This window comes from Nocardiopsis listeri NBRC 13360, assembly GCF_001570765.1.
Lineage (GTDB): Bacteria > Actinomycetota > Actinomycetes > Streptosporangiales > Streptosporangiaceae > Nocardiopsis > Nocardiopsis listeri.
The window spans coordinates 42,773-55,850 of record NZ_BCSH01000001.1 but is presented as its reverse complement, the minus strand read 5'-3'; the positions used below and the strand labels follow the sequence as shown (position 1 = coordinate 55,850).

The following is a 13,078-nucleotide window of genomic DNA, read 5'->3' as shown; positions in this document are numbered from 1 at the left end:
TCAGTCGCCCAGGGTCTCGTCGATGAGCGCGAAAAGTTCTTCCTTCGAGGCCGTGGCCAGGTCGGAGCCCTCGTATCCAGGCTCCGGCCGGTTCGACGTCCCCGGGTCCAGTCGGCCCAACAGGGCTCGGAGTCGCTCGGCGACCAGGCTTCCCCGTTCGCCCTCGTACTCGTCGAGGGCGGCGGTGAGGCCGTCGAGACGTTCCAGGACGATCTGTTCCGCGCTGCCGAACACGCGTTCCTCGACGTGTCGGGCAAGCGCATCGCAGGTGGGGTGGTCGAAGGCGACCGCGGAGGGCAGGCGGACCCCGGTGAGCGCGGAGAGCCGGTTGCGCAGCTCCACGGCCGTGACCGAGTCCATTCCGAGGTCCTTCAGGCCCCGGTCGGACGGGACCTCGTCCCCGGACCGGTATCCGAGGATGGCCGCCACGTGTTCGCACACGTGCTCGGTGAGCGCGTGGACCCGTTCACCGCGCCCCGCTCCGGAGAGCCGGGCCCGCAGTGCCGCTCCCGGCGGCTCCGTCGCGGTAGTGGACGGCGTTCCCTCCGGGGGCGGGGTGGTGGACGCGGCGGTCCCCGTGTCCCCGGCCGGGTGGAGGTCGCCGATCAGGGGGCTGGGCCGGTTGGCGGTGAAGGCCACCCGGAAGCGCGGCCAGTCGACGTCGGCGACGGCCAACGCGGTCTGGTCGTGGTCCAGGGCTCGCCGCAACCCGTCCAGCGCCGGTTCCGGTTTCATGGTGGGCAGCCCGTGTCGGCGCAGCAGCCCGGCCACCGCCTCGCGACCGGCCATTCCGGCGCCCTCCCAGGCCCCCCACGCGATCGACGTGGCCGGTAGCCCCAGGGATCGACGGTAGTGGGCGAAGGATTCACAGAAGACGTTGCCGGGCGCGTAGTTGCCCTGGCCGGTCACACCGAAGACGGCGCCCACCGACGAGAACAACACGAACGCCGAAAGGTCCAGGTCACTGGTGAGCGCGTGCAGATGCACGGCTCCGTCCGCCTTGGCCCGCAGGACCCGGGCGACGCCGACCGGGTCGAGGTCGGCCACGGCGCCGTCGTCCAGCTCGGCGGCGGTGTGGAACACGGCCGTGAGCGGGAGTTCCTCGGGAACACCCGCGAGGGCTCGGCCGAGTTCGGCGCGATCCCCGACGTCGCAGGCCACGAGGGTGACCCGGGCCCCGGTGGCGCGGAGGTCGGCCATCAGTTCCTCGGCCCCGGGGGCATGGGGTCCGCGGCGGCTGAGCAGAAGGAGGTGTTCGGCCCCCAGTTCGGCGAGCCGGCGCGCGGTGTGCGCTCCGAGCCCTCCGGTGCCGCCGGTGACCAGGACCGTGCCCGAGGGCTTCCAGTCCCGGACCCCGTCCTCTCCGAGCGGCGCTCTGGCCAGTCGTCGCGCCAGTACCTCGGGGCCGCGAACCGCGAGTTGGTCCTCGCCCGTCGCCGTCCGGCCGGTCAGGATCGCGGCCAGGGTGGTTCCGCTCTCCGGGTCACCCGGGTCTGGAAGGTCGACCAGACCTCCCCAGTGGTCGGTGTGCTCCTGGGCCGCGACACGGCCCAGGCCCCACAGCAACGCGGCGGCGGGATCACTCACGCCGGTTCCGCTGTCGACCGCGCCACTGGTCAGGCACCACAGCGGGGCGTCGATCCCCGTGTCGAGCATGGCCTGGAGGGTGAGGAGGGCGTCCTTGTGGGCGGGGGCGGTGGAGGGGGGCCGGACCTCGTCGGGCGCGGTGTCCAGGGCGGTGGTCAGCAGGACGCCGGCGAGGTCGCCCGCCCCGTTCCGGGCGGTGTCGAGGAGCGCGGACACGGAGTCCCGCCCGGCGTCGTGGGGGAGGTCGACGACGCGGGTGCGGTGACCGTCGGCCTCCAGGGCCGCGACACAGCCTTGGATCGCCGGCCCGTTCCGGGAGCCGACCAACAGCCAGGTGCCCCGGTCGGTGGCCGTGGCCGGTGGGTTCGCCGACACTGTGGCGGGCGCCGGAACGGTCACCCACTCCTCTCGGTAGGTCCAGTCGCCGGCGGGACCGCCGTCGACGATGCCGACGACGTCCTCGGGGGAACACCCCGCGGTCTGCGTCTCCGGTCCCGGCCTCCAATATCGCTGTCTTTGGAAGGCGTAGGTGGGCAGGTCGACCGGGGTGGCGTCCACATCGAACAGTGGGGCCCAGTCGAGGTCGACACCGTGGCCGTGGGCCTGTCCCAGGGCCGTCAGGAAGCGGACCGGTCCGCCCTCGTCACGGCGTAGGGTCCCCAAGGCGACCGCGTCGTCGGCCCCGACGGCCTCCGCGGTCTCCTGAACGGCCGGGGTGAGCACCGGGTGCGGTCCGACCTCGACGAACACGTCGTGTCCTGCGCTGATCAGTGCCTCGGTGGCCTCGGCGAAACGCACGGGTTCGCGCAGGCCCTGGAACCAGTGGGCCGCGTCCAACGGTCGCCCGTCCAGGAGTTCACCGGTCAGGGTGGAGTACAGGGGGATCTCCGGTCGGGACGCGACGATCCCGGACAGTTCACCCTGGATCCGATCGCGTAGGACGTCCACGAACGGTGTGTGGGACGCGTAGTCGACGGCGATCATCCTGGCCCGGACGCCTTCGTCCTCACACCCCTGGACCACCTGGGCCACCGCGTCGGGTTCACCCGCGATGACGGTGCTCGAAGGACTGTTGACCGTGGCCACGTGGACACGTCCCGTCCAGGGACCGAGACGGTCGAGCACGGCCTTGGCGGGGCTCGCCACCGAGGCCATCGCCCCGGTGCCGGCGAGTTCGAGTACGGCGCGGCTGCGCAGGGACACCACCTTCGCGGCGTCGTCCAGGCCGAGGGCGCCCGCGATGTGCGCGGCGGCGACCTCCCCTTGCGAGTGGCCGACCACGGCGGCCGGGACCAGGCCGTGCGCCATCCACAGGCGGGCCAGGGAGACCATGACCGCCCACAGCGCGGGCTGCACCACGTCCACGCGGTCCAGGGCGGGCGCGCCCCGCACACCTCGAAGAACGTCGGTGAGCCGCCAACCGACGTGGGGTTCCAGCGCCCGTTCACAGGCGTCGACGTGCCGGGCGAACTCGGCGGAGGCGTCCAGAAGTTCGACGGCCATGCCCTCCCACTGGCCGCCCTGGCCGGGGAAGACCAGTACGGGTCGGCGGTCCGGGCGGGCCCGGCCGGTGGCCACGGTGGCCCCCGGCGTTCCCGTCTCCAGGGAGGTCAGCGCGGTCAGGAGTTCGTCACGGTCGCGTCCCACGACCACGGCCCGGTGTTCGAGGGCCGAGCGTGTGGTGGCCAGGGCGTGTCCGACATCGGACGGAAGGAGGTCGGGGCGCTCCTGGACGTGTTCGCGCAGGCGCGAGGCCTGGGCGGTGAGCGCTTCGGGGGTCCGCGCGGACAGGGGCCAGGCGGCGGCCCCTGCCACCGAGACCGGCCGCGCGGGGACGTCCCGTGGGCCGGCGTCCGGAGCCTGTTCCAGGATCAGGTGGGCGTTGGTTCCGCTCATCCCGAACGAGGAGACGGCGGCCCTGCGCGGTCGACCGGTGTCCACCCAGGGGCGGGGCTCCTGGAGCAGCCGGACTCCTTCGTCCCAGTCCACGTAGGTGCTGGGTTCGTCCGCGTGCAGGGTGGGCGGCATGATCCCGCGACGCAGGGCCTCGACGGTCTTGACGACCCCGGCCACCCCGGCGGCGGCCTGCGGGTGCCCGATGTTGGACTTGAGCGAACCCAACCAGAGGGGGTGGTCCTTGGAACGTCCCCGGCCGTAGGCGTCGATCAACGCCTGGGCCTCGATGGGGTCGCCCAGGGTGGTCCCGGTGCCGTGTGCCTCCACCAGGTCGACGTCGGCGGGGGTCAGTCCGGCGTCGACGAGGGCCCGGCCGATCACACGGGTCTGGGAGGGTCCGTTGGGTGCGGTGAGCCCGTTGGATGCCCCGTCCTGGTTGACCGCGCCGCCCCGGACGACCGCCAGGACGCGGTGGCCGTTGCTTCGGGCGTCGGACAGGCGTTCCAGCACCACCATCCCCGCCCCCTCCGAGAAGGCGGCTCCGTCGGCGTCCCGACCGAAGGCCTTACAGCGTCCGTCGGGGGCCACCCCGCGCAGGCGGGTGAACTCGGTGAGGGTCGCGGGGGTCGACATGACCGTGGCGCCACCGGCCAGTGCCAGTGAGCACTCGCCCTCACGAAGGGCGCGCACGGCCAGGAGCATGGAGACCAGCGAGGAGGAACAGGCGGTGTCCACCGTCAGCGCGGGGCCGGTCAGCCCCAGACAGTAGGAGATGCGGCCGGAGGCGACGCTCGACGACACCCCGGTCAGGGTGACGCCGTCCGCCGTGGGCCGGTGCACCGGCGGCCCGTACTCCTGTTGGACGAGTCCGACGTAGACACCGGTCTCGCTGCCGGCCAGGGAGGTCGGGGCGATCCCCGCCCGTTCGAGCGTCTCCCAGGCCAGTTCGAGCAGGAGGCGCTGTTGGGGCTCCATCGCCTCGGCCTCACGGGGCGAGATACCGAAGAAGGCCGGGTCGAAGTCGAAGACGTCCCGTAGGAAGGAGCCCCGGTCCATGTCGACGAGTGGGCCGTTCTCCCCATGGGCCAGGAGTCCCGTCAGATCCCATCCACGGTCGTCGGGGAGGGGACCGACCGCCTCCCGTCCCTCCGAGACCATCTCCCACAACCGTTCGGGGGTGTCCACGCCGCCCGGCAGTCGGCATCCCGTACCCACGATCGCGATCGGTTCGGGTTCGGAGTCGCTCTCCAACTCGGCGCGGAGCCGGGAGTTCTCCTTCATCGCGCTCCGGAGCGCCGCGACCAGGCGTTCGCTTTCGCTGCTCAACTCAAGCTCCTCGTCAAACGCTCGGGCCCCGCAGGGCGAGGTCCACCAGTTCGTCGACACCCATCTCGTCGATGTCGTCCTCGTTTCCGGCCTCCGTGCGAGGTGTGTCGGTCCGGTGCCTGCCGACGCGCTCGGTCGCGACCTCGGGTTCCCGGGCCAGGAGACCGTCGAGCAACCGTGCCAGCGCTCGGGGGGTGGGGTGGTCGAAGACGGCGGTGGCCGGGATCCGCACCCCGACGGCGCTACTGAGCCGGTTGCGCAGCTCCACGCTGGTCAGCGAGTCCGTGCCCTGTTCGGTGAAGGGGCGGTCGGGGTCCACCTTGGTCGCCGAATCGGCCCGGTGCCCCAGGACCACGGCGGTGTGCGCGCGGACCTCCTCCAGCAGGGCGCGGGACCGCTCGTCCTCGCCCATGGCGGCGAAACGCGCGGCCGGATCCCCCACCTCCCCCGCGCCACCGGTGGAACCGGAGGCGGTGGGTGCGGCGGGCACGGCGAGCTCCGCGCCGGGTTCGGGCAGGAGCCCTCGGAACACGCTCACACCGGTGGCCGGGGTGAGCCACGCGGGGACCGCGTGGACCGGGTTCCGGGAGAGCGCGGTGTCGAACAGGTCGAGCGCCGCGTCGGGTCGCATCGGCAACAGACCGCTCCGGCCGAGTACGGCCAGGTCGGACTCCTCCAGGTGGCCGGTCATACCGCCACCACCGGCCCACAGCCCCCACGACAGCGAAACCGCGGGAAGGCCGTCCCCGCGCCGCAGGTGTGCCAACGCGTCGCAGAAGGAGTTGGCCGCCGCGTAGTTCGCCTGCCCCGGGTTGCCCAGGACGCCCACCGCCGAGGAGAACAGGACGAAGGACGACAGGTCGTCGGTGAGTTCGTGCAGGTTCCACGCGGCGTCGACCTTGGGACGCAGGACGGTGCGCAGTCGCTCCGGAGTCAGGGAGGCGACGGTGGCGTCGTCGAGGGTCCCCGCGGCGTGGACCACCGCGCGCAGCGGACGGTCTCCCGGCACCGCGGCCAGGACACTCCGCAGTTCCTCGCGGTCGGCCGCGTCACAGGCGACGACCTCCACCTCGGCGCCCAACGCCTCCAACCGGGCGGTCCGCTCCGCCTGTCCGGGGGTGTCCGTGCCGCGACGGCCGAGCAGCAACAGGTTCCGAACGCCGTATGCGGTGACCAGGTGGTGCGCCAGACGGTGGCCGAGCCCGCCGGTACCACCGGTGATCAGGGTCGTGCCCTCCTGGGGGAAGGGCACGGGGATCTTGAGGACCACCTTGCCGACGGTCTCGCCACGCTGGAGCGCGCGGAAGGCCTCCTGGACCTCCCCGACCTCGTACACGGTGGTGGGCAGGGGACGCAGGGCCCCCTCCTCGAACAGCTCCATCACCCGCGCGAGCATCCGGCCGATCCGTTCGGGATCCACGTCCGGCAGGCTGAAGGCCTCATAGGTACGACCCGGGTGGTCGGCGGCCACCTCGTCGGCGTCACGGATGTCGGTCTTGCCCATCTCCACGAACCGGCCACCCGGTCCCGCGCCGTCGCCGGGCGAGCGCAGGAGGCGCAGCGAGGCGTCCACGAACTCGCCGGACAGTGAGTTGAGGACCACGTCGACGCCTCGGCCGTCGTTGGCCTCCCTCAACCGGCCCTCGAACTCCAGTGTGCGGGAGGAGGCCAGCCGTTCCATCGGGAGGCCGTAGGCGGCCAGCCCGGGCCACTTGTGCGGGCTGGCGGTGCCGAACACCTTGGCACCCATGTGCTGGGCGAGCTGGACGGCGGCGGTACCCACGCCCCCGGCCGCCGCGTGCACGAGCACGCTCTCACCGGGGCGCACCGCGGCCAGGTCCACCAGGCCGTGGTAGGCGCTCAGGAAGGCCACCGGCACCGAGGCCGCCTGCTCGAAGGTCCAACCCTTGGGCATGCGTGCCAGACGGGCCCGATCCGCCACGGCGAAGGGACCGAAGGCACCGTCGAACATCCCCGCCACACGGTCGCCGGGGGCCAGGTCCGTCACCTCGGAACCCGTCTCCAAGACGATTCCCGCGCCCTCGATCCCGATCCCGACACCGTCGTCCACAACACCCAGAGCCGTAACGACGTCATGGAAGTTCACCCCGGCGGCCCGTACGGAGAGACGAACCGCCGAGGGGGCCAAGACGGCCCCGCCTTCGGGTGAGGGCACCGCGTCCAACGCTTCCAGGGAACCCGGGCTCCGTGTGTCCGCGCGCCACAGTCGGCCGGAGGGGGTGAAGATTCCTTCCTCCGCTTCCTGGGACTTCCGCAGACGTGGAACCAGGACGGTGCCCGAACGCAGGGCGATCTGTGGTTCGTCGAGTTCGAGCGCCGCGGGCAGGACCGCGTGGGACTCCTCTGCACCGTCGGAGTCCAACAGCACCAAGCGGCCGGGGTGTTCGCGCTGTGCGGCACGGAAGAGCCCCCAGACCGGACCGGCGGCGAGGCCGGGAAGCGGTTCCCCGGTCTCGACGGCGACCGCGCGCCAGGTGATCAGGGCCAGACGAGAGTCGACCGTACGCTCATCCGCCAGCCACTCACGGACCGACTCCAGGGCCGAATCCAGCCCCTGCCGTACCGCGTCGGGCAGGGTGTCGCCCTCGGCGTAGACCACGGATGCGGGCAGCTCCGCGCAGACCAGCGCGGGCACCGGCGCCTCGGGGTCCAGGTCCGCCAGGGCGGGAAGGGTACCTGTCTCCTCGCCCCGGGGTTGCGGAGGTTCCGCCCTTTCCCAGTGGAGCTCGTACAGCTCGGGAAGTTCGCCCGGTTCCGGTTCGGGCAGAGCGTCCCGGCCCAGCGGCCTCAGGGTCAGTTCTTCGACGGACCAGAGCGTTTCGCCGCCGGTGTCGGTGGCCAGGAGCCGGTAGCGATCCCCGCCCAACGGGGAGAGCCGCGCCCTCAACGTGCGAGGCGTCTCCTCTCCCTCGACGGCGCTCAGCCGAACGTCGCTCCAGGCGAAGGGCACCACGGGTCCGTGGTCGCCCTCTTCGCCGCCTCCCGGCAGCATCGCGTGGAGGACGGCGTCCATCAGGGCCGGGTGGAGCGCGTGGAAGGTCTCGTCCGTGGCGACCCGCTCCGGCAGTTCGACCTCGACGAAGAGTTCGTCCGCGTATTCGCGCACCGACTTCAGTCCGCGGAACGCCGGGCCGTATCCGTAACCCCGAGCGCTCAGGTCCGTGTAGTCGACCGGGATCCGTTCGGCGTCGGAGGAAGGCGGGACGGTCGAGCCCCGTTCCGTGTTCCCTGGGGTGTCCACCGGGGTCCGCGCACCGGTGACGGCACCGGAGGCGTAACGGATCCAGGGCAGGTCCGTGGTGGTCCCGCCTCGCGCGTACACGTTGACCTCACGGTGTCCTCGCCCGTCCTTGGCGGCGACGAGGACCTGAAGCTCCGCCGTCCCCTCACGCCCCAACGTCAGGGGCGCCTCCAGCACCAGATCCGCGACGACGTCGGCGCCGACGCGCGCTCCCGCTCGGGCGACCAGGTCCACGATCGCGGTGCCGGGCACCATCACCCGGCCCAGGACCCGGTGGTCGGCGACCCAGGGCTGCCGGGCGACGGAGATCCGTCCGTGGAACACCGCGCCCCCGTCGGCCAAGGCGAGTCCGTCGTCCAACAGCGGGGTCACCACCTCCTCCGTACGGACCTCGGGCTCACTCGGCGAAAGCCAGTGGCGGGAACGCTGGAAGGGATCATCCGGCACGGTGACCGGGGCGACCTCGTCGGCCACTCCCTCCAACAGCACGTGCGCGTTGGTGCCGCTGATCCCGAAGGAGGACACCGCGGCCCGCCGGGGCCGTCCGGTGTCGGGCCAGGGGGTCTCCTCGGAGAGCAGACGTACACCGCTGCCCCGCCACTCGACCCGGTCCGTGGGTTCGTCGACGTGCAGTGTCCGTGGCAGGCGGCCGTGGCGCAGCGCCTCCACGGTCTTGATCACGCCCGCCACCCCCGCCGCGGCCTGGGCGTGGCCGATGTTGGACTTGAGGGAGCCGAGCAGCAGGTCGTGCTCCCGCTCCTGGCCGTAGACCGACATCAGGGCACGGGCCTCGATCGGGTCGCCCAGTCGGGTCCCGGTGCCGTGCGCCTCGACCGCGTCGACCTCACCGGGGGTGAGACCGGCGACGGACAGGGCCTGACGGATCACCCTCTCCTGGGCCTCCGGGTTGGGGGCCGTCAAACCGTTGGAGGCCCCGTCGGAGTTGACGGCGCTACCGCGCAGCAAGGCCAATACGGGGCGACCGTTGCGGCGCGCCTGCGAGGCTCGTTCGAGCAGGAGCATGCCCGCCCCCTCCGCCCACGCGGTACCCTCGGCGCCCGCGCCGAAGGCACGGCAGCGTCCGTCCGCGGACAGGCCGCGCTGCGCGGAGAACTCCAGGAACATCCCGGGGGTGGCCATGACCGTCGCACCACCGGCCAGCGCCATGGAGCACTCGCCCCGGCGCAGTGCGGCGGCGGCCTGGTGCAGGGCCACCAGTGAACCGGAGCAGGCGGTGTCGATGGTCAAAGCGGGGCCGTTGAGACCGAGCACGTAGGCGATACGCCCGGAGGCCACGCTCAGCGTGCTTCCGGTCAGCCGGTACCCGCCGTCGGCGTCACCGGCCGGATCGGCCAGCCGCGCACCGTACTCACTGGGCATCGCCCCGACGAACACGCCCACCTGCCGGCCGCGTAGTTCCTCGGTGTCCAGGCCGGCCCGGTGGATCGCCTCCCAGGAGGTCTCCAACAGCAACCGCTGTTGGGGGTCCATCGCGTCGGCCTCACGAGGACTGATACCGAAGAAGTCGGCGTCGAAGAGGTCGGCGTCGTAGAGGAACCCGCCGTTGCGCGTGTAGGTGCGCCCGGGGGTGCCGGGTTCCGGGTCGTAGAGCGAGTCCAGGTCCCAGCCGCGGTTCTCGGGGAAGGCTCCGATGGCGTCGGTCCCCTCCTCCAACAACCGCCACAACTGTTCCGGGGAGCTCACCCCGCCGGGCAGGCGACAGGCCATCGCGGTGATGGCGATCGGGTCGTCGTCGGCCACCGCCGCCGGCGTGGTCTCGGCGGGTGCCGCACGGCGTGGCGTGGTCCTCTCCCGCTCCCGGTCGGGCGGCTCCTCGCCCAGTTCCTCGGCGACGTGTCCGGCGAGCGCGGCCGGGGTGGGGAGTTCGAAGAGGACGGAGTCCTCCAGGCGGACACCGGTCTCGTCCTCGATGAGGTCGGCCAGTTCCAGCAGCATGATGGAGTCGAATCCGAGGTCGCGGAAGGCCCGCCGTTCGTCCGCGGGGTCCAGCTCGTCCAGTTCCAACACCTGGGCGCTCAGGGACGCCACCAGCCCGGAAGCTCCTCCGCCCACGAGGGTGACCGGCGCGTCGGTCGGTTCGGACACGCCCTCCCTCGCCACGGTCATCGGTGCGACCGGGGTGAGCTCGGGCCAGTAACGGGTGCGTTGGAAGGGGTAGGTCGGCAGGTCGACGCGGTGCGCGCCCGAACCCCTGAAGAGGTTGCCCCAGTTCACCTCCAGCCCGGCGGTGAAGGCCTGGGCCGCCGCGGTCAGCAGCTGGGCCTCGTCTCCGTGGTCGCGCCGCAGGGTCTCCAGCACCACTCCGCGCGTCTCACCGGAGGCCAACACACGTTCGATCCCGTGGGCCAGGACGGGGTGTGGGCCGACCTCGACGAAGGTGCGGTGTCCGCCGGCCACCGCCTCGGCCACCGCGTCGGCGAAGCGGACCGGATTGCGCAACCCCAGGTACCAGTACCGACCGTCCATGGCCGGCCCGTCCTGGCGTAGCTCGCTCCCGGTCAGCGTCGACAGGACCGGGATCCGGGTCGGGCGCGGCGTGATGCCGTCCAACTGTTCGAGCAGGGTCTCCCGAACCCGCTCGACGTGCGCGGAGTGCGAGGCGTAGTCGACGTCCACCAGGGCAGCGTGCACACCGTCGTCCACGCAGTGGTCCACTGCGGCGCGCACCGAGGCGGGATCACCCGAGACCACCACGGACTCGGGTCCGTTGACCGCCGCCAGGTGGAGGTCGTTCAGCGAGCCGATGAGCTCTCGGGCCTGTTCCGGGGAGAGCCCGAGGGAGGCCATCGCCCCACTGCCACCGAGGGCGGTCAGAGCCTGGCTGCGCAGCGCCACCACCTTGGCGGCGTCCTCCAAGGTCAACACACCCGCCACGTGGGCCGCGGCGATCTCGCCCTGGGAGTGACCGATCACGGCGGTGGGGCGTACGCCCAGGGTCTCCCAGACCCTGGCCAGCGCCACCATGACCGCCCACAGGACCGGCTGCACCACGTCCACACGGGCTTCGGGTCCGACGTAACGGGGCGCCCCCGGCTCCCCGCGCAGTACGCGGGTGAGGGACCAGTCGACGTAGGGGTCCAGGGCCCTCTCGCACTCACGCAGTCGCCGACCGAAGGTCCGGGCGAGTCGGCCGTCGCCGTCCAGGAGCGGACGGACCATGCCCGCCCACTGGCCGCCTTGTCCCGGGAAGACCAGGACGGGGCCGCGACCATCGCGATCGCCCACCGGAACGCCGGAGGGGCGGATCGACTCCAGGTCACGTGTTCCGTTTCCGCCCGGGGCGAGGATGACCGCGCGGTGCTCCATGACCGTGCGGGTGGTCGCCAGTGAGAAACCCACGTCCTCGGGGCGCAGACCGGGCCGTTTGGACACGAAGGAGTGCAGGACCGAGGCCTGCGCGCGAAGGGCCTCCTCGGAGCGGGCCGAGAGGATCCAGGGCACGGGGTCGAGGGCGCCCTCCCCCGGCGCCTGACCGGATGCCTCTGGTGTGCGTCGAGGCGGTGGGGCCAGGACGAGGTGACAGTTGGTCCCGCCCATACCGAAGGAGGACACCCCGGCCAGAGGGGTCTCCGTGGGCCAGGGTTCCCGAACGGTCTGCGGGGCCAGCCCCAGACCCTCCAGGTCGATCCCCGGGTTGGGCACGTCGAAGTTCCGGGTGGGCGGCAACAGGCCGTGGGAAAGACTGAGCACGACCTTGATCAGGCCGACGATTCCGGCGGCGCCCTCCAGGTGTCCCACGTTGGTCTTGACCGAACCCACTCGCAGGGCGCTGGAACGCTTGGTGAAGACCTCACCGAGCGCGGCGGCCTCCACCGGGTCGCCGGCAGGGGTGCCCGTGCCGTGCAACTCCACGTATCCCACGTGCGCGGGGTCGATCCCGGCCCGGCGGTGGGCGGCCCGCAGGACCTCCACCTGACCTTCGGGTTCGGGCCGGGCCAGGTAGGAGGTGGGGCCGGAGTTGTTGACCGCTCCACCGGACAGAACGGCGTGGACGTGGTCGCCATCCGCCAGCGCGCGATCGAGCGGTTTGAGGACGACCACGGCCCCGCCCTCGCCTCGGACGTAGCCGTTGGCGCGCGAGTCGAAGGTGTAGCAGTGGGCGTCCGGCGACAGACCGCCGAACAACTCCACGTCATCGGTGCTTCCGGGCAGCAGGATGAGGTTGACGCCGCCGGCCAGCGCGATGTCGCACTCGCCGCTGCGCAGGCTCTCCATCGCCGTGTGCACGCTGACCAGCGAGGAGGACTGCCCGCTGTCCACGGTCATGCTGGGCCCGCGCAGTCCGAGCGTGTAGGAGACGCGGTTGGCGATCATGCCGCGCTGACCACCGGTCAGGCTGTGATGCGAGGCGGGCTCGTCCCGGAGCAGGAGGGAGTAGTCCGAGGAGATCGCACCGGTGAAGACCCCGGTCCTGGTGCCGTGCAGGGCGTCGGGCGCGGTACGCGCATTCTCGATGGCCTCCCAGCTCAGTTCGAGCATCAGCCGCTGCTGGGGGTCCATGGCCACGGCCTCACGCGGGGAGACACCGAAGAAGGCCGCGTCGAAGTCCTCGGCGCGGTCCAGGTAACCGCCCCAGCGGTGGTCTCTTTCGGCGGAGGCCCGACCGAGACGTTCGGGCGGCGGTGAGATGGACTCCCGCCCCTCGCACAACAACCGCCAGAAGGCGTCCGGTGTCGAGGCACCTGGCAGGCGGCAGGCCAACCCCACCACCGCGATGGGTGAGCGGGGGGCCGCACCGCTTCGAGGGTCCCTGGTCATCGCGTTCCTCCGGTCGAACTCGACGTCCTCACCCGGGCGGGTCCTGGCCCGAGGAGAGTCACGGCTCGGCTTGAAAGTCTCGTGAAGGTGCACGCGCACTGCCCTTGAGGCGCAGTTCGGGGTGGGTCCGACAGGCACGAGACCCCGCGGCCGGAACCGATGAACTCTCCGGAAATCGACCACAGGGATAATCAAGCCGCACACGGCTCGATCAACACTGCAACCACA

The 13,078-nt window shown here is 72.0% G+C and carries 2 protein-coding genes; both read right to left on the bottom strand.

What is annotated here, in order from left to right:
* Window positions 1-4,809, bottom strand: coding sequence for a type I polyketide synthase (locus tag NLI01S_RS00195; RefSeq protein ID WP_449289440.1), 4,809 nt, complete (start codon window positions 4,807-4,809; stop codon window positions 1-3).
* A gap of 13 nt (window positions 4,810-4,822) precedes the next feature.
* The gene (locus tag NLI01S_RS00190) at window positions 4,823-12,850 is read right to left on the bottom strand and encodes a type I polyketide synthase (RefSeq protein WP_067597167.1); all 8,028 of its coding nucleotides are present in this window, start codon (window positions 12,848-12,850) and stop codon (window positions 4,823-4,825) included.
* Window positions 12,851-13,078 lie beyond the last annotated feature (228 nt).

Bases quoted from the DNA above. Each gene is read 5' to 3' on its own strand.
- NLI01S_RS00190 (WP_067597167.1), bottom strand. From the start codon at position 12,850: ATGACCAGGGACCCTCGAAGCGGTGCGGCCCCCCGCTCACCCATCGCG.